This window comes from Solwaraspora sp. WMMD1047 (assembly GCF_029626155.1).
In the GTDB taxonomy this organism is placed as follows: Bacteria; Actinomycetota; Actinomycetes; order Mycobacteriales; family Micromonosporaceae; genus WMMD1047.
Window position 1 is genome coordinate 6,072,797 of record NZ_JARUBL010000001.1, and the last position, 25,422, is coordinate 6,098,218.

The 25,422-nt window shown below is 72.9% G+C and carries 21 protein-coding genes; 3 read left to right on the plus strand and 18 right to left on the minus strand.

All coding sequences use genetic code 11. From position 1 onward, the window contains the following. Positions 1 to 39 precede the first annotated feature (39 nt). Entirely contained in the window at positions 40 to 864 is an 825-nt protein-coding gene (locus O7627_RS27765) for an Rv3235 family protein (protein ID WP_278096408.1), read from the plus strand. A gap of 170 nt (positions 865 to 1,034) precedes the next feature. On the opposite strand, the gene secA is transcribed toward O7627_RS27765, so the two are convergent. Then, the gene (gene secA, locus O7627_RS27770) at positions 1,035 to 3,896 is read right to left on the minus strand and encodes a preprotein translocase subunit SecA (RefSeq protein ID WP_278096409.1); all 2,862 of its coding nucleotides are present in this window, start codon (positions 3,894 to 3,896) and stop codon (positions 1,035 to 1,037) included. Between the two features lie 171 nt (positions 3,897 to 4,067). On the opposite strand from secA, the gene O7627_RS27775 reads away from it, so the two are divergent. Continuing rightward, positions 4,068 to 5,471 (plus strand): GNAT family N-acetyltransferase, encoded by a 1,404-nt coding sequence (locus O7627_RS27775; protein WP_278096410.1) that lies wholly within the window; start codon positions 4,068 to 4,070, stop codon positions 5,469 to 5,471. Positions 5,472 to 5,542: 71 nt separating this feature from the next. After that, positions 5,543 to 6,655 (plus strand): GNAT family N-acetyltransferase, encoded by a 1,113-nt coding sequence (locus O7627_RS27780; protein WP_278096411.1) that lies wholly within the window; start codon positions 5,543 to 5,545, stop codon positions 6,653 to 6,655. 69 nt (positions 6,656 to 6,724) lie between these two features. Here the strand turns inward: O7627_RS27780 and O7627_RS27785 are convergent, their stop codons facing one another. The 17 genes from O7627_RS27785 to O7627_RS27865 all read right to left on the minus strand — a co-directional run bounded on the left by O7627_RS27785 (position 6,725) and on the right by O7627_RS27865 (position 25,418). Further along, a complete protein-coding gene (locus tag O7627_RS27785) occupies positions 6,725 to 6,952 on the minus strand; it encodes a winged helix-turn-helix domain-containing protein (protein ID WP_278096412.1) in 228 nt (75 codons plus the stop codon). A gap of 587 nt (positions 6,953 to 7,539) precedes the next feature. Further along, entirely contained in the window at positions 7,540 to 8,229 is a 690-nt protein-coding gene (gene raiA, locus O7627_RS27790; RefSeq protein ID WP_278096413.1) for a ribosome-associated translation inhibitor RaiA, read from the minus strand. 333 nt (positions 8,230 to 8,562) lie between these two features. Next, positions 8,563 to 9,312 carry a ComF family protein gene (locus O7627_RS27795; RefSeq protein WP_278096414.1) on the minus strand — a complete coding sequence of 250 codons (750 nt, stop codon included), beginning with the start codon at positions 9,310 to 9,312 and terminating at the stop codon, positions 8,563 to 8,565. A 5-nt stretch (positions 9,313 to 9,317) separates the two neighbouring features. Further along, positions 9,318 to 11,159, minus strand: a complete 1,842-nt coding sequence (locus O7627_RS27800; protein WP_278096415.1) for an LpqB family beta-propeller domain-containing protein — start codon at positions 11,157 to 11,159, stop codon at positions 9,318 to 9,320. Then, entirely contained in the window at positions 11,159 to 12,901 is a 1,743-nt protein-coding gene (gene mtrB, locus O7627_RS27805; protein WP_278098460.1) for an MtrAB system histidine kinase MtrB, read from the minus strand. Before mtrB ends, O7627_RS27800 begins: the two co-directional genes overlap by 1 nt. Positions 12,902 to 13,013: 112 nt before the next feature. Further along, a complete protein-coding gene (gene mtrA, locus O7627_RS27810; protein ID WP_278096416.1) occupies positions 13,014 to 13,703 on the minus strand; it encodes an MtrAB system response regulator MtrA in 690 nt (229 codons plus the stop codon). A gap of 216 nt (positions 13,704 to 13,919) precedes the next feature. Next, complete coding sequence (ahcY, locus tag O7627_RS27815; protein WP_278096417.1) at positions 13,920 to 15,419, minus strand: adenosylhomocysteinase; 1,500 nt, start codon at positions 15,417 to 15,419, stop codon at positions 13,920 to 13,922. Between the two features lie 297 nt (positions 15,420 to 15,716). After that, entirely contained in the window at positions 15,717 to 16,934 is a 1,218-nt protein-coding gene (manA, locus tag O7627_RS27820) for a mannose-6-phosphate isomerase, class I (RefSeq protein WP_278096418.1), read from the minus strand. A 1-nt stretch (position 16,935) separates the two neighbouring features. Continuing rightward, on the minus strand, positions 16,936 to 17,862 hold the full coding sequence (locus tag O7627_RS27825) for a cation diffusion facilitator family transporter (RefSeq protein ID WP_278096419.1): 927 nt from the start codon (positions 17,860 to 17,862) through the stop codon (positions 16,936 to 16,938). Beyond that, positions 17,859 to 19,061 (minus strand): SIS domain-containing protein, encoded by a 1,203-nt coding sequence (locus tag O7627_RS27830; protein ID WP_278096420.1) that lies wholly within the window; start codon positions 19,059 to 19,061, stop codon positions 17,859 to 17,861. The genes O7627_RS27825 and O7627_RS27830 overlap by 4 nt, the downstream gene beginning before the upstream one ends. A gap of 55 nt (positions 19,062 to 19,116) precedes the next feature. Continuing rightward, positions 19,117 to 19,305: a Trm112 family protein gene (locus tag O7627_RS27835; RefSeq protein ID WP_278096421.1), complete on the minus strand. Its 189-nt coding sequence runs from the start codon at positions 19,303 to 19,305 to the stop codon at positions 19,117 to 19,119. 52 nt (positions 19,306 to 19,357) lie between these two features. Continuing rightward, positions 19,358 to 20,740, minus strand: a complete 1,383-nt coding sequence (locus O7627_RS27840) for a phosphomannomutase/phosphoglucomutase (RefSeq protein ID WP_278096422.1) — start codon at positions 20,738 to 20,740, stop codon at positions 19,358 to 19,360. 119 nt (positions 20,741 to 20,859) lie between these two features. Further along, the gene (locus tag O7627_RS27845; RefSeq protein WP_278096423.1) at positions 20,860 to 21,651 is read right to left on the minus strand and encodes a hypothetical protein; all 792 of its coding nucleotides are present in this window, start codon (positions 21,649 to 21,651) and stop codon (positions 20,860 to 20,862) included. A gap of 18 nt (positions 21,652 to 21,669) precedes the next feature. Continuing rightward, on the minus strand, positions 21,670 to 23,154 hold the full coding sequence (locus tag O7627_RS27850; protein ID WP_278096424.1) for an aldehyde dehydrogenase family protein: 1,485 nt from the start codon (positions 23,152 to 23,154) through the stop codon (positions 21,670 to 21,672). 36 nt (positions 23,155 to 23,190) lie between these two features. Continuing rightward, entirely contained in the window at positions 23,191 to 23,463 is a 273-nt protein-coding gene (locus O7627_RS27855) for a MoaD/ThiS family protein (RefSeq protein WP_278096425.1), read from the minus strand. A 4-nt stretch (positions 23,464 to 23,467) separates the two neighbouring features. Further along, positions 23,468 to 24,553 (minus strand): sialidase family protein, encoded by a 1,086-nt coding sequence (locus O7627_RS27860; protein ID WP_278096426.1) that lies wholly within the window; start codon positions 24,551 to 24,553, stop codon positions 23,468 to 23,470. 157 nt (positions 24,554 to 24,710) lie between these two features. Beyond that, a complete protein-coding gene (locus O7627_RS27865; protein WP_278096427.1) occupies positions 24,711 to 25,418 on the minus strand; it encodes a hypothetical protein in 708 nt (235 codons plus the stop codon). Positions 25,419 to 25,422: the final 4 nt, after the last annotated feature.

Genomic DNA, 25,422 nt, shown 5'->3' on the forward strand with positions numbered 1-25,422 from the left:
CAAACGCAAGATCAATCATCCAGGATCTTGGAGGATCGGATGGTGGCAACGACCGCGCGGGCCCGACAGCCCGTCCGACCCCGGGTGCTGTTGCGGGCCGTACCGGCACTCGATCCGCCCTACGAGGACGAGACGGACCCGGTCCGGTGGTCGTTCGGCCCCGACGGCGCGCGATTCGACCCCGGGCAACTCGCGTTGCAGCTGTCTGTGGCCTCCGACGCGACCGGCATCGCCATGCCCGGACCGCCGCCACCGGACGGCCGGCGCGACACCGTCGCGGCACCGACCACCTCGACACCACTGGCGGCACTGGCCACGGCAACCGCTCCAGCACCATCGGGCGCGGCGACACCCGGCGCGGCAGCAGGCACGGCGGCACCGGGCGTGGCGACACCCGGCGCGGCATCGGGCACGGTGACGCCCGTCGCGGCGCTGGCCACGGCGACGCCGGAGGCGGAGCGGGCCGCCCGGCGGTTCCTGGGCTGTTGCCTGGAGGTGCTCAACGGGTACCGGCCGGCGGCACAGCTGCGGCCGTTGCTCGCTCCGGCCGGCGCCGCCACCATGATCGAGCACCTGGTGCTGGCGACCGGGCTGGTCCCGGCCCGCCCGCGGGGCCGCCCCGGAACGCCGCCCGGCGCACGCCCCGCGGGCTCGGCCGACCCGGTCCGGCTCAGGAGGTTTCGGGTGTGCGAGCCGGCGGCCGGCGTCGCCGAGACGGCTGCCGCACTCGGGGTCGCCGGCCGCACCTGGGCGATGGCCTTCCGGCTGGAACGCCGGCGCGGTAGCTGGCTGGGCACCACGGCGCAGGTCTGGGCGCACCGCGTCCGCGGCGCGACGGACCCCGGGACCGGCCGCACCTGCTGACCGGGGACCAGCTTCGACCGGTGAGTCACCGCGTGCCGAGGACCCCATCTCATGACCGGCCGCCGTGCAGGGGACCCCTCTCCCAGGATCGGCCGCCGTGCAGAGGACCCCGATTCCGGGATCGGCCCCCGCGCGGAGGACCCGATCCCAGGATCAGCCGGGTGTCGGGGTCAGGCGCCGCCGCCGGGAGCGCCGTGGCACCGCTTGTACTTGCGTCCGGACCCGCACGGGCACGGCGCGTTGCGGGACGGACCGTTGCTGCTCACGGCCTGCCCGGGGGCCGGGCGGCGGGCGGCACCCGCCCGGGCCGGCGACGGCGGCGGACCGCCCACACCCAGCGCCGGTGCCTGCGGTTCCTGCCGTTCGACGGCGACTCCGCCGCCACCGGCCGCGCCGTCGATCGTCGGGGCGGAGTACTGCAACCCCTGCGGACGGGGCGCCCGGCCGAGACCCTTGGCCTTGATCTCGACCGGCGGCTGGTTGAGCACCACCGGGGCCGCGCCCTGCGGGGCGGTCTGCGGCTCCTCTACCTGGACCTCCACGTTGTAGAGGAAGCCGACGGTCTCCTCCTTGATGCCGTCCATCATGGTGGCGAACATCGCGAAGCCCTCACGCTGGTACTCCACCACCGGGTCCCGCTGGGCGTACGCCCGCAGGCTGATCCCCTCCTGCAGGTAGTCCATCTCGTAGAGGTGCTCGCGCCACTTCCGGTCGATGACCTGCAGCAGCACCATCCGTTCCAGCTGCCGCAGCGCCTCGGTGCCGAGCTCGGCCTCGCGCCGCTCGTACGCGGCGTGCGCGTCCTCCTTGAGCCGGGCGAGCAGGAAGTCGGCGTCGAAGTTGTTGCGCTCGCCGCCCACCTCGTCCTCAAGGTCCTCGATGGTGACGCTGATCGGGTAGAGCTGCTTGAGGCTGGACCAGAGCTGGTCGAGATCCCAGTCCTCGGCGTACCCCTCGCTTGTCGCGCCGGTCACGTAGGCGGTGACCACGTCGTCGATCATGTGCTGGACCTGGTCGTGCAGGTCCTCGCCGTCGAGCACCCGCTTGCGCTCGGCGTACACGACCTGGCGTTGCTTGTTGAGCACCTCGTCGTACTTCAGGACGTTCTTGCGGATCTCGGCGTTCTGGCCCTCGATCTGCGCCTGCGCGCTCTTGATCTGCCGGGTGACCATCTTCGACTCGATCGGCACGTCCTCGGGGATGTTGAAGCGCTCCATCACCGCCTCGACCGCACCCGCCCGGAACCGCCGCATCAGCTCGTCCTGCAGCGACAGGTAGAAGCGGGATTCGCCGGGGTCACCCTGGCGCCCGGACCGGCCGCGGAGCTGGTTGTCGATGCGTCGCGACTCGTGCCGCTCGGTGCCGAGCACGTAGAGCCCACCAACCGAGGAGACCTCCTCGGCCTCGGTGTCACACGCCTGCTTCCAGCGCGGCATCAGCTCTTCGAGTGCCTTGGTGTAGTCGTCGGCGTGCTCGACCGGGTCGAGGCCGCGCTGGCGCAGCTCGCTTGCCGCCAGGTATTCCGGGTTGCCGCCGAGCAGGATGTCGGTGCCCCGGCCGGCCATGTTCGTGGCGACCGTGACCCCGCCCTTGCGACCCGCCTGCGCGATGATCTCGGCTTCCTTCGCGTGGAACTTGGCGTTCAGCACGGCGTGTGGGATGCCCCGGCGACGCAGCAGCTGGGACAGGATCTCCGAGTTCTCCACCGACACCGTGCCGACCAGCACCGGCTGGCCGACCGCGTGCCGCTCCGCGATGTCCTCGACCACGGCGTTGAACTTCGCCTTCTCGGTCTTGTAGATCACGTCGGGCATGTCCATCCGGACCATCGGGCGGTGGGTGGGGATGGTCACCACGCCCACCTTGTAGACCTTGTTGAACTCGCCGGCCTCGGTCTGGGCGGTACCGGTCATGCCGGAGAGCTTGCTGTAGAGGCGGAAGTAGTTCTGCAGGGTGATCGTGGCCAGCGTCTGGTTCTCCTGCTTGATCTCCACGCCCTCTTTGGCCTCGATGGCCTGGTGCATGCCCTCGTTGTACCGCCGGCCGTGCAGGATGCGGCCGGTGAACTCGTCGACGATCAGCACCTCGCCGTCGCTGACGATGTAGTCCTTGTCGCGCTTGTAGAGCTCCTTGGCCTTGATCGCGTTGTTCAGGTAGCCCACCAGCGGCGTGTTCACCGACTCGTAGAGGTTGTCGATGCCGAGCCGGTCCTCGACCTTGGCGACGCCGCGCTCGGTGACCGCGATGGTGCGCTTGGCGTAGTCGACCTCGTAGTCGCCGGAGCCGTCCTTGCCGGGCTGCAGCCGGGCCACCACGCCGGCGAACTCGCCGTACCAGCGGGCCGAGTGCTCGGCCGGGCCGGAGATGATCAACGGCGTACGGGCCTCGTCGATCAGGATCGAGTCGACTTCGTCGACGATCGCGAAGTTGTGCCCGCGCTGCACCAGCTCATCCTTTGACCAGGACATGTTGTCGCGCAGGTAGTCGAAGCCGAACTCGTTGTTGGTGCCGTAGGTGATGTCGGCCTGGTACGCGGCCCGGTGCTCGGCGGACGGCCGGTTCGGCAGGATCACGCCGACGGTCAGGCCGAGGAACTCGTGCACCCGCCCCATCCAGGCGGCGTCCCGCTCGGCCAGGTAGTCGTTCACCGTGACGATGTGCACGCCCTTGCCGGAGAGCGCGTTCAGGTAGGCCGGCATGACCGAGGTCAGGGTCTTGCCCTCACCGGTCTTCATCTCGGCGATGTTGCCGAAGTGCAGCGCCGCGCCACCCATCACCTGGACGTCGTACGGGCGCTGGCCGAGCACCCGGGCGGCCGCCTCCCGGGCCACGGCGAACGCCTCCGGCAGCAGGTCGTCGAGGGACTCGCCGTCCGCGATCCGCTCCCGGAACTGCTCGGTCAGGCCGCGCAGGTCCTCGTCGGAGAGGTCGACATAGTCGTCCTCGATCGAGTTGACGGCGTTCGCGACGGCCTTGAGCCGCCGCACCATGCGGCCTTCGCCAGCGCGGAGGAACTTTTCGAGAATCGACACGGATCAACGCTCCCCTAGACGGTCTGCCGAACCATCGTAGGCGCATCGTCGCCGCAACCGTGAGCCACGGCGCAGGCTGGCGGCCGGGAAGCGGACAAAACCCCCAGCAATCTGCGAACAGCGCGAAGAATCCGGTTACGCCGTGCGCGAACCCTCCGGCACGATGGCCAGATGGAGCGGGTGGAGATCAACGAGGGTGGTCTGCTGCTGCGGCCCTGGGCGGCGCCCGACGCGGCGGCCGTCCACCGGGCCTGCCAGGATCCGGACATCCAGCGCTGGACCTCCGTGCCCACCCCCTACCTGCGCGAACACGCCATCGACTTCGTGACCGTGCGCGCCGCCGACGCTTGGACCCACGGGCACAGCGCCCCGTTCGCGGTCTGCGACGCCGCCACCGGTGAGCTGCTCGGCTCCTGCGGACTGGTCACGATCGACCCCCGGCTGAAATCCGGCGAGATCGGCTACTGGACGGCGCCCTGGGCCCGCGGGCGGGGGGTGACCGTCCGGGCGACCCGGGCCGTGTGCCGGTGGGCGTTCGAGCAGCTCGGCCTGCGGCGGATCATCTGGCAGGCGGCGCTGGGCAACCACGCCTCCCGGCTGGTCGCCCTGCGGGCCGGCTTCCGGGTCGAGGGCCGGCTCCGACGGGCTGACACCCGGCCCGGAGAGCCGCCGGACGGCTGGATCGGCTCGCTGCTCCCGGCCGACCTGGCCGCGCCCCCGGACGCGGAGCCCCGCGACCAGCCCGGTCACCACCCGGGCCCGGAGCCACGGCAACGTCCGGGCGGCGGGGCGATGACCGGGCGGCGGACCCCGTTCGCCGGGCGGGGCTCGATGCTGGCCCGGCGGGCCGCCGTCTTCGGCCACGACCAACCGGTTCTCTTCGCCACCGCCCGGCCGGCGGGCACCCCGGGCCAGCCGGAGCCGGCCGGGGAGATCAGACTGCGCGCACCGGAGCCGAAGGACGTGCCGGAGATCGTGACCGCCTGCCGGGATCCGGAGACGGTCCGCTGGGTCGACCTGCCGGACCCCTACCTGGCCAGCGACGCCGAGGGCTTCGTGACCGGGTACGCCCCGACCCTGTGGGCCGGCGGCGACGGCGCGGTCTTCACCATCGCCGACCACTCCGACCGGTACGCGGGCACCATCGCGCTGCGCCTGTCACCGGCGGACCCCGCCGTCGCCGACGTCGGCGTACTCGTCGCGCCGCACGCCCGGGGGCGGGGCCACTGTGCGGCGGCACTCGCCGCGGTCTGCGCCTGGGGCTGCACCACGCTGGGGCTGGCCCGGATCGAGTGGAAGGCGCAGGTCGGTAACCTGGCGTCCCGGCGGGCCGCCGAGCGGGCCGGCTTCGTCATCGAGGGGGTGGCCCGGGGCGGCCTGAGTCACCGGGGAAGCCGCCGCGACGCCTGGCTCGGCGCGTTCGTGCCCGAGGCGGCCGGCGTCCCCGGGGCGGCCGGCGTCCCCGGGGCGGCCGGCGTCCCCGGGGCGGCCGGCGTACCCGGGGCGGCCGGCGTACCCGGGGCGGCCGGATCGGCACCGGTGGCGCGGGGCGCCGGGGAAACCGCCGCCGGCTGACAACCGCCGCCGGCTGCCGGGAGAGCATCGCCTCCGACTGACGGAAGAACTGACTGACAGGAGAACGACGGGTGCGGCCGGAGACCATCGAGACCGACCGGGTGCGGCTGCGGCGTTACCAGGAGACCGACATCGCGGACCTGATGGCCGGCTGCGGCGATCCGCTCACCCGGCGGTTCCTGCCGGCTCTGCCCGACCCGTACACCGAGATCGACGCCCGGTGGTGGATCGCCGACGGATCGGGTGCCGAGTGGGCCGCCGGTGGCGCGGCGTACGCCATCGCCGACCCGGGCAGCGACCGGCTGCTGGGCGGCATCGGGATCGGCAACGTGCAGCGGCTGCGCGGCCAGGGCGAGGTGGGCTACTGGGTGGCGCCGTGGGCCCGGCGTCAGGGTGTTGCCACGGCCGCCGTGACCGCCCTCGTCGACCGGGCGTTCGCGACGGGGTTCACCCGGCTGGAACTGCTCACCCACCTGGACAACGGGCCGAGCCAGCGGGTCGCGCTCGCCGCCGGCTTCCAGCGGGAGGGGGTCCGGCGGGGCGCCGGACCGGGGCGCGGCGGGGGCCGCCGCGACCTGCTCGGCTGGGCCCGGTTGGCGGGCGACCCGGCCGGCCCGACCCCCCGGACCCTGCCCGACCTGCCCGGCGGGCGGCTGACCGACGGGGTGGTGGTGCTGCGCCCGCTGGCGGCGGCCGACACCGACTTCCTCTTCGCCCTGCAGCGACTCCCCGAGGTGGTGGCGACGAGCGTTCCGCCGTTGGCCCCGGAGCGGAGCGCCATCGCCGCCAAGTGCGCCGGGGCGGAGAGCAGTTGGCTCGCCGGCAGCCGCGCCGATCTGGTCATCCTCGACGCCGCCAGCGGCGAGCCGGCGGGCGAGATCGGCCTGTACTACCAGGAGCCGCCGACCGGGCAGGCGATGATCGGCTACGCGATGCTGCCAGCCTGGCGCGGGCGCGGCTACCCGACCCGGGCCGCCCGGCTGCTGGCCCGGTGGGCGTTCGACGCCACCGGCATCGCCCGCCTCATCGCCGGCACCCTGCCGGAGAACACCGGCTCCCAGCGGGTGTTGGAGAAGGCCGGCTTCCAGCGGGAGGGCCACCTACGCGGCCGGCTGCCCGGAATCGCCGGCACCCGCGTCGACGACATCCTGTACGCCCTACTCCCCACCGACCTCCCTGGCTGACACTGACCGGTCGGGCAGCGTTGGCAGTTCGGAGAACGCTGGCCGGTCGCGCAATGCTGAGCTGATCGGTCAGCGATCCGACGGGTCGCGGACGAAAACGCCGGCACCGGGCGCTCCGTCCACCAGTCCCCGGGCCTTCAACCAGTCGATGGCAGCGCGGACGACCTGACGCGACACGTCGAACTCGGCGCACAGTTCCGTTCCGGAGGGCAGTTTCGTACCCGGTGGATAGGTCCCGGACTGGATCCGCTGCGTCAGCGCGTCGATGAGTTTCTGTTTCTTGGTGTACGCAGGCATGGGCATGACTTCCGTGGCAGGTACGCCCATGTGATCACGAGCATCCCGATGCCGTCAATGTCAAGAGGGAATAGGGCTTGACCTGACATGACAGGTAATCTTAGATTCAGGGCTGGACGACCGTGGCAGGTCGTGATCGCAAGCTGGAGCGGCCCGGGGTGGAGGTGGCACTCCACTCCCGAGCCTTGACCGGGAAGGAGCCCCGGCCCATAAGGAAACTACCGAATCCCGTCCACCCGCCCTGGTGCCTGCGCGGCGGCGACTGCATCCCTCCGAGCGACCTGCACCTGTCCCCGCTCGTGAGATTGACGGACCGAGGCGACGAGGTGATCCAGGTACAGCTTGGGCTGTGGCGGATGGATGTCGGACCGAAGCCGCCTTCCGGTCTTCTGCTTGAACTCTCCGTCGGCTCCGAGGTCAGTCGCTGGCCGATCGGCCTCACCCAGTCCCGCCGCCTGGCGGAGATGTCTAGCCGGTTACTTCGCCAAGTCGATCCGGTCCCGGCTCAGGCGGCCTGAACCGGAGGCAATCAGCGCAACGGCGCGCTGGGCGCGGCCGGCGGGCCGGCCCAGCGCGAACCGCACCGGTCACTCGCCGAGCGCGATGATCCCGTAGTCGTAGCCCTTGCGCCGGTAGACGACGCTCGGCCGGCCCGACTCCTTGTTCAGGAACAGGTAAAAGTCGTGGCCGACGAGCTCCATCTGGAACAGCGCGTCGTCGATGGTCATCGGGGTGGACGGGTGCACCTTCTCCCGGGCGATGTGCCACGGTTGGCCGTCGTCGTACTCGTCGACCTCGCCGTGCGTGTGGCCCGGGGACCGGCCGTCCTGGGGATTGTCGAACGCGGCCGGGTCCAGCTCCTCCACCGTGGAGGGCGCCGGTCGGGTCAGGGTGGCCAGGGGCGCGGAGGCGAGGTCGGCGACCGGAAGGCCGGCCGTCGCGGCGGCCACCGAAACCGGCGCGTGCCGGCCCCGGTGCACCCGGCGCCGGTCGGCGGCGCGGCGCAGGCGGGTGTCGAGCTTGGCGATCGCGGCGTCCAGGGCGCTGTAGAAGTCCTTGGCACAGGCTTCCGCGCGGACCACCGGGCCGCGCGATACACAGGTGATCTCGACCCGCTGGCAGTGGTCGGACTGTCTCGGGTTGCGCTCGTGGAACAACTCGACGTCGACCCGGATGAGCTTATGGTCGTACCGCTCGATCTTCGCGAGCTTGTCGGCTACATGAACCCGGTAATGGTCCGGCACTTCGACGTTGCGGCCCTTGACCACGATGTCCACGCGTGACCTCCTGATGTCAGTGGTCGCCCGGTGTCCCGTGCTCGACAGCGCATCCGGCGTTGTGAATGGCTGCGACGGCGGACGACGGCGGTGACGGAAACTCCGGTCGGCCGCGGTGGTCGGGCTCCTCGCGGGGGAAGGCCCGCTGCGGCGTGGACCGGTTCGGTAGCGGCTCGCCTCCTTCCGGCACTGCGAGGGCGATGAAACACCTCTCGTACCCCCGGTAAAGATGACGCTAACCCCTGCCGTCCCGCCAGTCACCCCCCGTTGCCAAGAACGCTTCAAGAAGATTCACAATGCGGGCACGATCGGGTGAAAGGTCGATACGTTGAGTCACCCGAGGCGGCGTCGGATCGTTGCGGCGAGCACGGCGGCGACCGCCACCGGAATGCCGTTGGCGGCCAGCAACCGGGTCACCGCGGCCAGCGTCGCACCGGTGGTGACGATGTCGTCGAGCAGCACGACCGGATGCTCGACGGCGGCCTGGCGCAGCCGGTCCAGTCCGCCGGGTACCCGGAAGGATCCGCCGCGTACCCGGAACGCGGTGGCCGCCGCCTGCGCCCGGCCGGCGCTGTCCAGGTCGGCGGAGTCGGGCCGCGGCAGGGCCCGCAGCGGGTGGGCCACCAGCACCGGCCAGCCGGCCCGGCGCAGCCGGCCGGCGGCCTGCCGGGTCAGCCGTCGCAGGTGATCCCCGTGCCGGGCCCGCGCGGCCCGCGCGGTGGCCGGGACGGGCACCAGCACCACCGGGCGCGGCCCGCCGACCGCCGCCGCCACCACCTCGGCGAGCAGCGACCCCAGCGGCCAGGCCAACCCGTGCCGACCCCTTTCCTTGTACGCCAACAGCGTCTCCCGCAACGGCGCCTGGTACGCCCCCAGTGCGAAGCAGTCCGGCATCCCCGGTGGCGCCGGGGTCGGTGCGGCCGGCGCCGGTCGCAGGGCCCGTAGCATCGCCACGCAGTCGGCGCAGACGCCCTGGGTCAGCGGTACCCGCTCGGCCCGGCAGCCGGCGCACCCGACCGGCAGGACGAGATCGGCCAGCACCGCCCACCACCCCGCGGGGTCCGGCCTCCCGGTCGCGGTCATCGCGGTCAGTAGAGGAAGAACGGCGCGGTCGGGTTCCCCTCGTCCCCGTCCGGGTTCTCCGTCTCGCCGGTCACCTCTTCGGCGGTGATCCGGTCGCCGGCGGAGTAGGCGATGCCGCTGCCCTCGTACATCGGGCTGCCCCCAGGGCTGAGCACCACCGGATTGTTCGGGTACGCGGCGACGTGCGTGACGCCGGCGACCTGCACCCGGGGGATGATCGCCCGCTCGCTCGCCCCGTCGGTGGTGGTCTGGTAGATGGACGTCTGGTCATCGTTCACGCCGGCCAGTTCCAGGCTGTTCTCGCCGTTCCAGTCCACCCCGGTGATCTCCCGGGGGGTGCTGGCCAACCGGCGGGCCCGGCCGGCGGTGACCGTGTCGCCCTCGGTGGACAGCGACGCGACGTACAACTTGTTGCCGGCGACGAACGCGATCCGGTGACCGTCCAACGCCGCCCCGACCGCGGTCACCGCACCGGCCGCGTTGGGGAGCCGGACCTCGGTGAACACCGCGTCCAGGCCGAACCGGTAGAGCCGCCCGTCGGCCACCACCAGGCCGGTCGGATCCGTCGGGTCGGAGCCCTTCAACCAGACCGGGCGGCCCATGGTGGCGAAGGTGGTGGTGCTGTCCACAAAGCTCGACACGTTGCCGGTGCCGGCCCCGGCGCGCAACCGCCACCGGTCGCCGGCCGGCGTGACCAGGGCCGCCCACACCTGGTCGCCGTCGCGGGCCAGCGCGGCCGACCGGATGTTCCGGTTCGCCTCGTCCGCCACCGGGACCGTGCTGGCCACCCCGGGCCGCGCCAGGGGATGCAGTTCTCCGGCGTAGACGCAGAAGGGTTCCGGGGTGCGGGTCACCCGGTACAGCGGATTGGCGTCGAGGTGGTCCGCGATGTCGGCGACCTTGCGCTGCTGGCCCTGAATCTTGAGTTCGAGGTCACCCCGCAGGTTCTCCCGCAACGACCAGGCGAGTTGGTTGTAGAGCTGGTCCAGTTCGGCCTCGTCGTCGAGCTCCCCGGCGTTGACCGAGAGGTTGACCTCGGCCCGACCACCGGATTCGGCCACCGTCACGTTGCCGATCAGGTTGCTGCCCTCCGGCAGCTGGACGGCGGTGCCCGCCAGCCACTCCGAAGGGCCGCCGGTGAGCCAGTTGAGCACCTCGGTGGGCTGGCGGGCCGACGGTACGGCGACCGGCATGTAGCGCAGGTCGGGCACGAGCGCGGTCCGGTCGGCGTTCCAGAAGTAGATGGTCCGTCCCAGGTAGTAGCTGCCCAGCGCGTCGGTGCTCATCAGCAGCACCGGCGGCGGGTCGAGTACGTAGAGACCGCTGCCGGACCCGGGCCGGTCCGGGTCGGCCTCGATCCGGCCGACGGTGAAGGTGTACTCGGTGTCGGAAAGCTTCGGTTCGGTGATGGCGCCGTCGGCCCGCAGCACCCCGACCTGGGCCACCCGGATGGTGACCGTGCTGGGGCCGTCGGCGCTGTCGGTGAACCGGGGCGCCCCGTCGATCAGCCGGACGACGTTGATGGCCACCTCGTTGACCGGCTTCGGCTTGTGTCGCCGCCCCTCGGGCAGATAGGCGTTGACCCGCTCGTACGCCCCACTGGCCTCGCCCGCGGCGGCGGCCAGGAAGTTGACCGCGAACTGCCCCACCTCGTCCCCGGCGTCGAGCCGGCCGGGTGGCGCCGAGCCGGTGCCGTCGCCGGCGCCGGTGCCCGGCTCCGGGCCCCGCCCGTCGATCTGCACGTCGGTCTGGTCGGGGATGCCGCAGCCGGCGAGCCCGACGGCCAGGCTCGCCGCGGCCAGCGCGGCGACGAGCCGGCCCCCGATGCGCGTCCTCGGAGCGCTCATCAGATGACCTCCACCTCGGCTCGGGTGTCCCGCTGGGCGGGCGCCGGCTCCGGCCCACCGGCGCCCGTGGTGGCCGGGGCGGACCCCGGACCGGCCGGCCCGCCGGCAGCGTCCCCGTCGCTTGTCGCCCCGCTCCTGGTGGCCCGGCCATCGGCCCCGTCCCGGTCGGCGGCGACGACCTGGCCCAGCAGGACCGCCTCGTCGGCGGGGACCAGACGCAGCGGCGAGGAGGTCAGCCGGTCGCCGGCCCGGACCGGCAGGGTCAGCCGGAACTGGGCACCCCGACCCGGGGCGCCCCACGCCTCCAGCCAGCCGCCGTGCAACCGGGCGTCCTCCACGCTTATCGACAGGCCCAGCCCGGTGCCGCCGGTCTGCCGGGCGCGGGACGGGTCGGCCCGCCAGAACCGGTTGAAGACCAGCTTCTCCTCGCCCGGACGCAGGCCGACGCCCCGGTCCCGGACGGTGATCGCCACGGCGCCGTCGTCGACGCCGACGGTCACCTCCACCGGGCGGCCCTCGCCGTGCTCGACGGCGTTGCCGACCAGGTTGCGCAGGATCCGCTCGACCCGCCGCGGGTCCACCTCGGCGATCACCGGCGGGTCCGGGGCGGTGAGCCGCAGCGGCACCCCGAGCCGGTCGGCCAGCGGTTCGAGCCGTTCCACCACCCGATGCACCACCGGGACCAGGTCGGTCGGTTCGGAGTCCAGCATCGCGAAGCCCGCGTCGAACCGGCTGATCTCCAACAGGTCGGTGAGCAGGCTCTCGAACCGGTCCAGCTCGTTCTGGAGCAGCTCGGCGCTGCGGGCGACGGCGGGATCGAAGTCGTCCCGTTCGGCGAAGATCAGATCGGCGGCCATCCGTACCGTGGTCAACGGGGTACGCAACTCGTGCGAGACGTCCGAGGTGAACCGGCGCTGCAGGCGGGACATCTCCTCCAGCCGGACGATCTGTCGTTGCAGGTTCGTCGCCATCTGGTTGAACGAGGCCGCCAGCAGGGCGAGGTCGTCCTCCCCGTTGACCACCATCCGCTGGTCGAGCAGGCCGGCGGAGAGCCGCTGGGCGGTCCGGGCGGCCACCCGGACCGGATTCACCACCAGCCGGGTGACCAGGGCGGCCAGCAGCCCGAGCAGCAGGACCAGGGCGAACCCGGTGGCCAGCACGGTGGCCCGCGCCTCGCTGGCGATCTCGTCCCACCGGGTGAGGGGGACGAAGTAGTAGAGCTCGGCCTGCCCCCACTTGGTCGGCACCGGCGACCCGTAGACCAGGTACTTGGTCGGGCCGTCACCGAGGTCACCGGTGCGGATCTGGTGCGCCACGTCGCCGTCGACGACCCGCTGGCGCAGCGCGGCGTCGAGCACCCCGCGCACGTCCACCGCCGGCGACGTCGCGGAGACCGGATAACCGTACGTCTCCAGCGCCACCACGACACCGCCCATCTGGGCCGGGTCGCCGCCGGCCAGGTAGCCGGCGGTGGACTCGAAGGTGTTCTTCAGCTGCGGCTCGACCGCCTGGTTGTGGACGCCGATCTGCTCGTACGCGTAGTCCCGGCCGTCCACCAGCCGCTCCTTGACGTCGGAGGTGGCGTTGTCCAGCAGGATGTTCGTGATCCGGGTCGCCACCAGGTAGGCGAAACCGCCCACCAGGACGCTGGAGAGGACGAGGGTGATGGTGACCACCCGGACCTGCAGCGACCGGCGCCAGGTGCGGTGCAGGGCGGCGGCGGTCACCGCGGCGCGCTGCAGCGCGGCCCCCCACAGGTCGCGGGCGGCGGTCCACAGACCGCGCGCGGTGTCGAGCACGCGGTCGGTGCGCAGCGGGGTGGGGAGCGGAGAACGGGCCACAGTGCAGCCCAGGCTATCCGGTACCCGCCTTGTAACCCACGCCCCGCACGGTGAGGATGATTTCCGGTCGCTCCGGATCGGGTTCGATCTTGGCCCGCAGCCGCTGGACGTGCACGTTCACCAGCCGGGTGTCGGCGGCGTGCCGGTATCCCCAGACCTGTTCCAGCAGCACCTCGCGGGTGAACACCTGGCGGGGCTTGCGGGCGAGTGCCACCAGCAGGTCGAACTCCAGCGGGGTCAGCTTCACCTCTTCGCCGTCCCGGCTGACGGTGTGCGCCGGCACGTCGATGTTGATCTGGTTGCCGGGCGGACCGATGGTCAACATCTCCGGGGCGACGTCCTCGCCCCGACGCAGCCGGGCCCGCATCCGGGCCACCAGCTCCTTCGGCTTGAACGGCTTCACCACGTAGTCGTCGGCGCCGGACTCCAGCCCGAGCACGACGTCCACGGTGTCGCTCTTGGCGGTCAGCATGACGATGGGGATGCCGGACTCGGCGCGGATCGCCCTGGCCACGTCGATGCCGCTCATGCCGGGCAGCATCAGGTCGAGCAGGACGATGTCGGGACGACTGTCCCGGAACGCCGCCAGCGCCCGCTCCCCGTCCGCCACGAAGGAGGGCAGGAAGCCCTCGCTGCGCAGCACGATTCCGAGCATCTCGGCCAGCGCGGGGTCGTCATCGACCACCAGAACCCGGGCTCTCATGGCACCAATATTCCATCCCCGTCCCGGGCGGGGGGACCCGCTCCCTCCGGTCCGGCCCGGCGAGCCCGGCTTCGGCGGACCTCGAACGCCCGCGATCCGGCCCCAAAGCCGCAGATCGCCTCCGACCCCGAGGGGCCGGAGGCGATCCGACTGACCTTCCGGCCGGCAGCGCGCCGGCGGTTGCCGATCAGGCCGGCAGCAGCCGGCGGTTGCCGATCAGTACCGGTAGTGATCCGGCTTGTACGGGCCCTCGACCGGGACGCCGAGGTAGCTGGCCTGCTCCTTGCTGAGCGTGGTCAGCTTGGCGCCGAGCGCGTCCAGGTGCAGCCGGGCGACCTTCTCGTCCAGGTGCTTGGGCAGCGTGTAGACGCCGATCGGGTACTCGTCGTTCTTGGTGAAGAGCTCGATCTGGGCGATCGTCTGGTTGGCGAACGAGTTGGACATCACGAAGCTCGGGTGTCCGGTGGCGTTGCCCAGGTTCAGCAGCCGGCCCTCGGAGAGCACGATGATCGAGTGGCCGTCCTCGAACTGCCAGACGTCGACCTGCGGCTTGATGTTGAGCCGGGTGACATCCGACCGCTTCGCCAGCCCGGCCATGTCGATCTCGTTGTCGAAGTGGCCGATGTTGCCCACGATGGCCTGGTGCTTCATCCGGGCCATGTGCTCGTTGGTGATCACGTCGTAGCAGCCGGTGGCGGTGATGAAGATGTCGGCCGTCTCCACCACGTCGTCCAGGGTGGCCACCTGGTAGCCGTCCATCGCCGCCTGCAGCGCGCAGATCGGGTCGACCTCGGTGACCACGACCCGGGCGCCCTGGCCGCGCAGCGACTCGGCGCAACCCTTGCCGACGTCGCCGTAGCCGAGCACCACGGCCACCTTGCCACCGATCAGCACGTCGGTGGCGCGGTTGATGCCGTCGATGAGCGAGTGCCGGCAGCCGTACTTGTTGTCGAACTTGCTCTTGGTCACCGAGTCGTTGACGTTGATCGCCGGGAAGAGCAGGTTGCCCGCCTGCTGCATCTCGTAGAGCCGGTGCACACCGGTGGTGGTCTCCTCGGTGACGCCCTTGATCCCGGCGGCGACCCGGGTCCAGCGCTGGTTGTCCTCGGCGAGCGAGCGGTGCAGCACGCCGAGGATCACGGCGTACTCCTCGGAGTCGGCGCTCTCCACCGGCGGCACCGCGCCGGCCTTCTCGAACTGGGCGCCACGGTGCACCAGCAGGGTGGCGTCGCCGCCGTCGTCGAGGATCATGTTGGGGCCCTGGCCGTCCGGCCAGAGCAGCACCCGCTCGGTGCACCACCAGTATTCTTCGAGGGTCTCGCCCTTCCAGGCGTACACCGGGACGCCGGCCGGCGCGTCGACGCTGCCCTCCGGGCCGACCACGACGGCGGCCGCCGCGTGGTCCTGGGTCGAGAAGATGTTGCAGGACGCCCAGCGCACCTCGGCGCCGAGCGCGACAAGCGTCTCGATCAGCACGGCGGTCTGGATGGTCATGTGCAGCGAGCCGGTGATCCGGGCGCCACGCAACGGCTGGGCGGCGGCGAACTCGCGCCGGAGCGACATCAGGCCGGGCATCTCGTGCTCGGCGAGCTGGATCTCCTTCCGACCGAACGCGGCGAGCGACAGATCCGCCACCTTGTAGTCGCCCTCGACGAGCGTGCCGGGTCGGGCCGCGGTCGACGCGCCGTCGGATGGCGCGGGGAGGGTGCTGGTCATAAAAGCTCCTGTCAAACGGGTCTGCTGCGCGACCCTTCACCTTACGCGCGTCCCCGCCCGACGCCGTGCACGGGCGACGGCCGGCGGGGCGGCGGGACACGTCTCGGGCCGGCGGGGGCAGGCAGCGCGCGGGGCGGCGGGTCTTGAGCGGACTTTCCACTCGCTACCCGACCGCCCCGCGCATCCCCCCGGTTTGGCTCTCCGCAGGCCCAGCGAATCTCGATTCGCAATTACCCTGCGCAGTTCACACATTACCTAGGGCTACGGGTTCGTCAAGCAGATCACGATATTTCGCGACTAGTTGAGCATGCCGACCGAGGCGACGAAGACCTCTCCCGTACCGGACAGCTCGATCGACCCACCGTCCGCCGGACCGATCGCCGCCGTACCGGGCGTCAGATCCACCCCGGCGGACCCGTCCGCCACCCGGACCCCACCCGTGACGCAGAGCACCAGTCGCGGCCCGGTCAGGTCCAGCCCGGCCCGCGGCACCGCCGGATCGAGCCGGACCCGGTGCAGCGCGAAGTCCGCGATCGGTACCGGCCAGGTGATCACGCCGGGCGCGACCGGCACGGCCGGCAGCCGCGGATCCGCGAGCACGTCGAACCGCAACACCCGCAACAACTCCGGCACGTCGACGTGCTTGGGCGTCAGGCCACCGCGCAGCACGTTGTCGCTGGCCGCCATCAGCTCCACCCCGGCACCGCACAGGTAGGCGTGCAGGTTCCCGGCCGGCATCCAGATCGCCTCGCCCGGGGCCAGCCGGACGTGGTTGAGCAGCAGCGCGACCAGCACCCCGGGGTCGCCGGGATAGTGCCCGGCCAGCTGCCGGGCCAGCCCGGCGTCCGCGGCGAACCCGGCCGGCACCTCCGCCGCGGCCACCGCCTCGACCAGACCGGCCCGGTCCGGCTCCGGCCAGGTCAGCAACAACCGGACGGCCGACCGCAGCCCTTCGTCGCCGGCCCGCAGGGCGGCGGTCACCGGGGCCAGCGCGGCGACGCCGAAGGCGTCGATCGCCGCGGCCGACACCCGCGGGTCGCGGAACCCGCAGAGCGCGTCGAACGGCGAGAGCGCGACAAGCATCTCCGGCTTGTGGTGCGGGTCGGCGTAGTTGCGGTGCGCGCCGGTTGGGCCGGCCCGCTCGGCCGCGTGGCCGAGCCGGGCCTGCTCCGGGTCCGGGTGCGCCTGCAGCGACAGCGGCGCCTGCGCGGCGAGCACCTTCAACAGGTACGGCAGCCGGTGGCCGAACCGGGCCGCCACCGGCCCGGACAGCCACCGGTCCGGCTCGGCCAGCAGGGCGTCCAGCAGGCTGCCACCAGCACCAGCACCAGCACCAGCACCGGCACCGGCACCGGCACCGGCAGCAGGCGACAGCTCCGACGGTGCGTCCGGGTGGGCGCCGAGCCACAGCTCCGCCTCCGGCCCGGGGCTGGGCACCGGCCGCCCCTGCAGATCGGCGATGACGGTCCGCGACCCCCAGGCGTAGTCGCGGATCACCCCCCGCAGCGGCCGCACCTCACCGCTCCGCCGGCGGGCGGTAGATGTCCGGCTCCAGATAGATCACCCGGGCGATCGGCACGGCATCCCGGATTCGGGCCTCCACCGCGTCGATGCCGTCCGAGAGCTCGTCGGCGGCCTCCGTCGGCCGTACCGCGATCTTCGCCGCCACCAGCAGCTCGTCCGGGCCGAGGTGCAGGGTCTTCATGTGGATGATCCGCTCCACCTCCGGGCCGCCGGTGATCGCCTGTTCGATCCGGGCGAGGTCGGCGACGCTGCCCGCCTCCCCCAGCAGCAGGCTCTTGGTCTCGATCGCCAGCACGATGGCGATCGCCACCAGCAGCAGGCCGATCATCGCGGTGCCGGCCGCGTCCCAGTAGCCGTTGCCGGTGATCAGCGTCATCCCGACGCCGAACAGGGCGAAGACCAGACCGACCAGCGCGCCCAGGTCCTCCAGCAGCACCACCGGTAGCTCCGGTGCCTTGGCCCGGCGGACGAACTCGACCCAGGACGCGTTGCCCCGGACGTGGTTGGACTCCTGGATCGCGGTCCGGAACGAGAACGACTCCATCACGATCGCGACCACCAGGACCGTCACCGGCACCCACTGCCAGCTCTCGATGCCGTGTGGATCCGCGAGCTTGTGCCACGCCTCGTAGAGCGCGAACAGCCCGCCCAGGCTGAACAGCACGATCGAGACGATGAAGGCGTAGATGTACCGCTCCCGCCCGTACCCGAAGGGGTGTTGGGGGGTGGCGTCGCGGCGGGCCCGCCGGCCGCCGAGCAGCAGCAGCGCCTGGTTGCCCGAGTCGGCCACCGAGTGGATCGACTCGGCCAGCATCGACGACGAGGAGGTGAGCAGGTACGCGATGAACTTCGTGATCGCGATGCCGACGTTGGCCAGCAGCGCCGCGATGATGGCCCGTGTTCCCCCGCTGGCACTCACTGGTTCGACAGTTCCTTCATCTCGGTGATCGCCGGCACCGCCATCGGGTCGAGGCCGTGCGCCAGGGCCAGGTAGATCGAGGCGAAGTCCGGCACCGCGACCAGCGACGCCAGCCGCTCCAGCGCCGATCCGCCCTCCGCGGTGACCACGTCGCAGCGCACCCCGCGCCGCTCGGCCAGGGTCTGCACCGCGTCGGCGCGGCGCTCCTCGACCGCCAGCGGCTCGTCGGTGTCGTCCTCGGCGTTGAGCCCGCCGTCGCGCAGCAGCACCACCCGCAGCCGGGTCTGGGCCGCCTCCTCGTCGTCATCGTCCGGGTCGGCGAAGATGTCCCGGGCCGACTCGACCAGGCCGCCGAAGACCCCGTCCAGCAGACCGACCCGGCCCCGCCCGGCCTCGCCGAGCGCGCCGGCCACCACCGGGTAGCGGGCGTTCGCCGACAGCGTGTCGGCGAACCGGCGGGCGGCCACCGTGGCCAGTGGCGACGACCCCCAGACGATCGGGATCGAGCCGGCCAGGCCGAGCGCGAGCGACTTGGCCGGATTGACGAACGACTCGGCGCTGGTCCGGCAGCGGTCCGCGTCCGAGTCCAGGCGGGCCGCCGTCTCCGCCAGGTCCGCCTCGTTGACCTTGACCATGCCGAGCGCCCGGGCGGCGAGCAGCACCGGCACCGTGAGCGCCCAGAGGCTGGCCCGGGCCGGGGCACGCCGGGGCACCGGAATGTACGGCGCCCGGGCGGACTCCGCGATCGACTGCAGCCGCGAGTCGGGCGGGCCGATGGCGACCAGCCGGGCGCCGCGCCGGGCGGCGGCCTCGGCGGCACCGAGTGCCTCCGGGCTACGGCCGGACGCGCTGACCGCGATGACCACGTCGGCGGCGCCGACCCAGCCGGGTACGCCGGCGCTGCGGTGCGGGATGACCGGCACCGGACAGCGCGGGCCGGCGACCGTGGTCAGCACCTCCCCGGTCCGCCCGGCGGTGCCGATCCCGGCGATCACCACGGCCCGGGGGCGCCCCTCGTCGGCGAGCGCGGCCAGATTGGCCTCGGCCGCCAGCGACGCCGACTCGCGGACCTGGGCGCCCGCCGAGGCGGTGTGCCGCAGCATTCCACCCGGGTCGAGTTCGACGAGCGCGTTCGCGTCGTCGAGCAGCTCCTCGTCCGCGACCCGCCGCCCGCTCACCCCCGCGGTTCCTTCCATCATCGCCGTCCTCCCCGGTCGGCCACCGGTCCGGCGGCCGACAACCCGACGTGCTCGTTCACTTGACCTCCTGCGCGGGGCCGCCGCGCGCCTCGTCCAGCAGCAGCACCGGGACGTCGTCGCGGATCTCGAAGATCCGGCCGCATTCCGTGCAGGTCAGGGTCTGCGCCACCGGGTCGTGGTCGAGCGGAGCGTGGTGCGTGTCCGGGCAGGCGAGAATCTCCAACAACTGCGGATCCAGGGCCATCGTGCGGCTCCTTCCACGTGATGCGGCCGGCTCTCACCGGCGCGCAGGGATCTTATCGGCGGACCAGGTCGAGCACCTCGTCGCGGAGGGCGGCCATCCGCTCCGCGGTCGGCGCCTCCACGTTGAGTCGCAGCAACGGTTCGGTGTTGGACGGCCGCAGGTTGCACCAGGAGCCGTCGGCGAACCGCAGCGTGAGGCCGTCGGTCTCGTCGGTCTCCGCCTCCGGGTAGCTGGCGCGGACCTCGGTCAGCTTGCCGGCCTGGTCCCCGACGGTGGAGTTGATCTCGCCGGAGGCGACGTACCGCTCGTATTCGCGGCCCAGCTCCGACAGCGGCCGGTCCTGGCCGCCGAGCGCGGCGAGCAGGTGCATGGCGGCGAGCATGCCGGTGTCGGCGAACCAGAAGTCCCGGAAGTAGTAGTGCGCGGAGTGTTCACCGCCGAAGACCGCGTTGGTACGCGCCATGTCGGCCTTGATGAACGAGTGCCCGACCCGGCTGCAGACCGGTTCCCCGCCGTGCTCGCGGACGATCTCCGGGACCGCCCGCGAGGTGATCAGGTTGTGGATCACCACGGAGCCCGGGTGCCGGGTCAGCTCGCGGACCGCCACCAGCGCGGTGATCGCCGACGGGGAGACCGGCTCGCCCCGCTCGTCGACCACGAAGCAGCGGTCCGCGTCACCGTCGAACGCCAACCCCACGTCGGCGCCGTGCGCGCGGACGGCCGCCTGCAGATCCCGCAGGTTCGCCGGGTCCAGCGGGTTGGCCTCGTGGTTGGGGAAGGTGCCGTCCAGCTCGAAGTAGAGCGGCACGATGTCCAGCGGGAGCGCCGCCAGCGCCTGGTCGCCGAGGACCGCCGGCACGGTGTGCCCGGCCATCCCGTTGCCGGCGTCGATCACCACTTTCAGCGGTCGGATGCCGGACAGGTCGACCAGGCCGCGCAGGTGCGCCGCGTAGTCGGCGAGCAGGTCCCGGCGGGTGAGCTCGCCGGTGCCGGCCGGCGGGTCCGGTTCGTTCTTGTCCAGCCGGGCCTGGGCCCGATCCCTGATCTCGGCCAGACCGCTGTCCTGGCCGATCGGCCGGGCGCCGGCCCGGCACATCTTGATGCCGTTGTAACCGGCCGGGTTGTGGCTGGCGGTGAACATCGCGCCCGGCAGGTCCAGCGCGCCGGAGGCGTAGTAGAGCAGGTCGGTGGAGCCGAGGCCGATGTCCAGCACGGACAGCCCTTCGGCGCGTACCCCGGTGGCGAAGGCCGCGGCCAGACCGGGTGAGGAGTCCCGCATGTCGTGCGCGATGACCACGGTGTCGCGGCGCTCCCCGGACGTCCCGAGCACCTCCGCGAAGGCCGCGCCGAGCGCCGCGGCCGCCCGCTCGTCCCACTGTCCGGGGACCAGACCGCGAACGTCGTACGCCTTAACGATCTGGGACAAATCAGACAACGAACTCGCTCCTAGACTCGACCACGGGTGACGGCCTGAGCGTATCGGAGCGGATGGCCGCACCAGCGGACAAGACGAGGGCCGCTCAACTGCATGCCGCGCCCCCACGGCAGCGCCGCTCAGCGCGGCACGCGCGGCAGGACCTGGGTCGCCCCGTCGTCGCGGGGCCGTCCCCGGCGGACCAGCAGCACGATCAGCGCCGCGCCGACCCCGACCAGGACCAACCCGAAGAGCATCACCACGGTGCTCAGGCCGAACCAGCCGGACTCCTCGGCGACCGGTCCGGCCACCCCGCCGGCCACCGGCGAGGTGGCCGGCGTCGGCTCATCCCCGCCCGGTTCCGTCGGCTCCGAGGTCGGGCTCGGCGTCGGGGTCGGGGTCGGGGTGGCCGAGCGGGTCGGGCTCGCCGGGCCGTTGCGGGAAGCGACCCTGGCCTGGTCGGTGTCCGCGCCGAGCGACCGGCCGCCCGCCGTAAACACCTCGCCGACGAAGGCCGCCCGACCGGCCGGCGCGGTGGCCAGGAAGGTCACCCGGTACCGGACCGCGACCCCGCGGCGTGGACACAACTCGGCCCGGTCCGGCACGATCCGCCGGGCGACCACCAGTCCGTCACCGCCGCTGACCACGTCGACCGTGCGCCGCTCTCCGCCCCCCGCGTCCACCTGCACCAGCACCTGGTCGGGCGTCAGCCCGGGCAGCCCGATCGAGAGCTCGGTCCGCACCGCCACGCAGCCCGGCCCGCGCCGGTTCGCGGCGAGGTTTGCCGTACCGGCCCGGCCGCCGGCGGTGAACCCGCTCGACACCCGCAGCCGGACCTGATCCTCCTGCGCCGCCGCCGGGGCCCCGGCCACCAGCACGCCGGCGCCGACCAGACCGACGAGCAGGACCCCGGCCGTGGCCGTCCGCCGCATCCGCACCCCCCGCACCGCCTAGAGCTCGATCCCGGTCAGGACCAGCACCCGGGGCTCGGTGTAGTCGTCCATCGCGCTGCGCAGCCCCTCCCGGCCCACCCCGCTGCCCTTCATCCCGCCGTAGGGCATCTGGTCGGCCCGGTAGGACGGGACGTCGCCGATGATCACCCCACCGACCCGCAGCGTCCGATCGGCCTCGAAGGCGGTCTTCAGGTTGTGGGTGAAGACCCCCGCCTGCAGGCCGTACACGGAGTCGTTGACGGCGGCGAAGGCGGCCGGTTCGTCGGCGACCGACTCGACCACCAGCACCGGTCCGAACACCTCCTCGGTCCGGACCCGGGCGTCGGCCGGCACCCCGGTGAGCACCGTCGGCAGGTAGGACGCGCCGTCGCGGCGACCGCCGGTGACCACTGTCGCGCCGGCCCGCACCGCCTCGTCCACCCAGTGCTCGACGCGTTCCGCGGCGGCGACGTCGATGAGCGGGCCGACGTCGGTCGTCTCGTCGAACGGGTCGCCGGTGCAGAGCTGCGTCACCGCCTCCACCAGCCTGGGCAGGAACCCGTCGAAGAGCCATTCGTGTACGAACACCCGCTGCACCGCGATGCAGCTCTGCCCGGCCTGGTAGTTGCCGAAGGTGGCGATCCGCCGGGCGGCCCAGGTGAGTTCCTCGTCGGCGGCCCAGTCGGAGCAGATCACCGCGGCGGCGTTGCCGCCGAGTTCCAGAGTGACGTGCTTGTCCGGCGCGGACCGCCGGATGGCGGCGCCGACCGGCCCGGACCCGGTGAACGAGACCACCGGCAGTCGCGGGTCGTCGACAAGCGCGGCGGCCCGATCGTTCGGCAGCGGGAGCACCGAGAACATCCCGGCCGGCAGGCCATCGCCCGGCAGGCCACCACCCGGCAGGCTGCCGCCCGGCGCGGTCGCCTCGGCCAGCAGCTCGCCGAGCAGCAGCGCGGTCAGCGGGGTGGTGGGCGCCGGTTTGACCACGATCGGCGCGCCCACCGCGAGCGCCGGGGCGACCTTGTGGGCGACCAGGTTGAGCGGGAAGTTGAACGGTGTGATGCCGAGCACCGGCCCCTTCGGCACCCGGCGGACCAGGGCCAGCCGGCCGGTCGACGCCGGTTCGGTGTCGAGCCGCTGCAGCTCGCCGGAGAACCGGCGGGCCTCCTCGGCCGCCCACCGGAAGGTGCTGGCCGCCCGGGCTGCCTCGACCCGCGACCACTTCAGCGGCTTGCCGCTCTCGGCGGTGATCAGGTGAGCGACCTCGTCGGCCCGCTCGGTGAGCCGGCGGGCGACGTGGTCGAGCGCACCAGCCCGTACGTGCGCCGGGGTCGCGGCGGCCTCGGCGGCGACCGCCGCGGCGGCGGCCACCGCACGCTCCACCTGATCGGGGGTGGCCAGGCTGGTCCGCCCGATCTCCCGGCCGTCGTACGGGTGCCGCACGACGGCCACGTCGTCGCTGCTGGTCGGCTCACCGGCGACGTAGAACGGGACTGGTTCCACACCCGGGAGCCTAGTCGGGATCCGGGCCGGGCCGGGTCAGCCGCCGGCGATCGACGGGAGCACCTGCACCTCCGCGCCCGCCGGGACGGGCGCGGCGAGGCCGCCGTGGCGGCGGCAGTCCTCCCCGTCGACGTAGACGTTGACGTAGCGGCGCAGCTCGCCGCGCTCGTCGCGGATCCGCCGGGCGAGTCGCGGCCACCGGTCGGCGACCTCGTCCAGCACCGCCCGCAGGTCACCGTCGGCGGCGATCGGCAGCCGGCTCTGCCCGGCCGCGTCGGGTCGCAACGCGCTGGGCACGAGTACGGTCACCACCTCACACCACCGCGGCCCGCACGCAGAGCACGTCCGGCAGGTGGGCGGCCACCTGGGACCAGGAGTCGCCCTCGTCCCGGCTGGCGTAGACCTCGCCGGACCGGGTGCCGAAGTAGACCCCGGCGGTCGGCGCGTCGTCGACCGACATCGCGTCCCGCAGCACCGCCGGGTAGAACGGCTCGGCCGGCAGACCCTTGCTCAGGGCCTCCCAGCTGGTTCCCGCGTCGGTGGAGCGATAGACCCGGCACCGGCGGTCCGGCGGGAAGCGCTCGCCGTCGGCGACCAGCGGGAAGTTGTAGATCACCCCGGACCGGTGCGGGTGGGCCACCATCGGGAACCCGAAGTCGGCCGGCAGGCCGTCGGCGATCGAGGACCACCGCTCGCCGCCGTCGTCGGAGCGGTAGACGCCGTGGTGGTTCTGGGCGTACAGCCGCTCGGGGTCGGCCGGGTCGCGGGCCACCTTGTGCACGCACTGGCCGAACTCGGGCCACTCGTCCGGCAGGAAGTAGGCCCGGATGCCGGTGTTGCCGGGGGTCCAGGTCGCGCCGCCGTCGGCGGTCCGGTAGACCCCGCCGGAGGACATCGCGACCAGGAGCCGGGCCGGGTCGTCGGGGTGCGGCAGCACGGTGTGGATCGCCTGGCCGCCGTAGCCGGCGCCCCACTCCGGACGGTGCGGGTGGTCCCAGAGCGCCCGGACCAGTTCGTAGGTGATGCCGCCATCGGTGGACCGGAACAGGGCGGAGGGTTCGGTGCCGGCGTAGACGACGTCCGGCTCGGACGCCGGGCCGGGGGCGAACTGCCAGACCCGGCCCAGGCTGGCGTCGGTGTCGACCGGGAACGCCACCGGCGCCGACTCCGGCTCCCGCCAGGAGGCGCCCAGGTCGTCGCTGGTGGCCACGCTCGGGCCGAAGTGCGAGCTGGTGGTGCTGGCCAGCAGCCGGGGGGTGGCCCGGCGGCGGTCGATCCCGACCGCGTAGACGGCGGTCATCGGGAAGTGCGGCCCGCTCAGCTGCCAACTGACCCGGTCGTCGGTGCTGGTGGCCAGGAACAGGCCCTTGGCGGTGCCGATCGCGAGCAACACTGTCATGGTCAATCCTCCGGTCCGATGGCGTCGTCGCATCCGCCGGCCAGTATCGACCCGACCACCGACAAATGCCCGCCCGACCAGGCCCGCCGGCCGGCCGGCGATCCCGCGGGCCGGACCGGTCAGCGGCCCGGCGAGCGAGACCGGCCAGCGCGACCGGTCAGGAGCTGGCCGGGATCTCGGCGTAGCGGTCGACGGGCAGCAGGCGTACCCCGTCGGGGTGGTCCAGGGGCGCCAGCATCGCGACGGTGGCAGGGTCGTCGGCGACCTGCCCCTCGGTCAGGGTCAGGTACTCGGTCAGGTAGGTCCGCACCGGCTCGGCGGCCACCGTCTCCGGTCCGCCCGGCCCGGCCAGCTCGGTATCGACGTGCAGGGCGAGCAGCAGCATCCCCGGCACCCGGGGCCGGCCGCCGCCTAGCGCCGGCTGGAAATACGGCAGATCCAGCGCCCGCGCCCCGTGCCGGCCGTAGAAGCGCAGCCGGGCGGTCGGGTCGCCGTACGCCTCGCTGGCCTGGTGGGCGTCCGGCCGTTCGACCTCGGCGAGCATCAGGCACGGCCGGTACTTCGCCCGCCACCGGTCGAGCTGGTGCAGGTGCAGCCGGGAGCCGATCCCGCCGGCCCGGGAGCCGGCCGTGACGGCCAGGTAGCCGAGCAGCAGCACCCGGCTGGCCGGTGACCATTCGCCGACAGCGGCGCCGAGCACCCGGTCGTCGTCGCCGAGGACCGCCGAGCCCTCCATCCCGCCGTCGCGCAGCCCGGCCTGGAACTCGTCGAGGGTGACCAGCTCGGCCGGCGGGAAGGCCGGCGCCAGCACCTCGTGGAAGACCCGGTCGGCCAGTTCGCCGACGGCAAGCTCGACAATCCTCACGCTG

Excerpts from the sequence above, each read along its gene's own strand:
- O7627_RS27835 (WP_278096421.1), bottom strand. The coding sequence starts at position 19,305 with ATGGCCCTGGATCCGCAGTTGTTGGAGATTCTCGCCTGCCCGGACACG.
- ahcY (WP_278096417.1), bottom strand. The coding sequence starts at position 15,419 with ATGACCAGCACCCTCCCCGCGCCATCCGACGGCGCGTCGACCGCGGCC.
- O7627_RS27795 (WP_278096414.1), bottom strand. The coding sequence starts at position 9,312 with ATGACCGCGACCGGGAGGCCGGACCCCGCGGGGTGGTGGGCGGTGCTG.
- O7627_RS27860 (WP_278096426.1), bottom strand. The coding sequence starts at position 24,553 with ATGACAGTGTTGCTCGCGATCGGCACCGCCAAGGGCCTGTTCCTGGCC.
- mtrA (WP_278096416.1), bottom strand. The coding sequence starts at position 13,703 with ATGAGAGCCCGGGTTCTGGTGGTCGATGACGACCCCGCGCTGGCCGAG.
- O7627_RS27785 (WP_278096412.1), bottom strand. The coding sequence starts at position 6,952 with ATGCCTGCGTACACCAAGAAACAGAAACTCATCGACGCGCTGACGCAG.
- O7627_RS27775 (WP_278096410.1), top strand. The coding sequence starts at position 4,068 with ATGGAGCGGGTGGAGATCAACGAGGGTGGTCTGCTGCTGCGGCCCTGG.
- O7627_RS27765 (WP_278096408.1), top strand. The coding sequence starts at position 40 with ATGGTGGCAACGACCGCGCGGGCCCGACAGCCCGTCCGACCCCGGGTG.
- O7627_RS27845 (WP_278096423.1), bottom strand. The coding sequence starts at position 21,651 with ATGCGGCGGACGGCCACGGCCGGGGTCCTGCTCGTCGGTCTGGTCGGC.
- O7627_RS27800 (WP_278096415.1), bottom strand. The coding sequence starts at position 11,159 with ATGAGCGCTCCGAGGACGCGCATCGGGGGCCGGCTCGTCGCCGCGCTG.
- O7627_RS27830 (WP_278096420.1), bottom strand. The coding sequence starts at position 19,061 with ATGATGGAAGGAACCGCGGGGGTGAGCGGGCGGCGGGTCGCGGACGAG.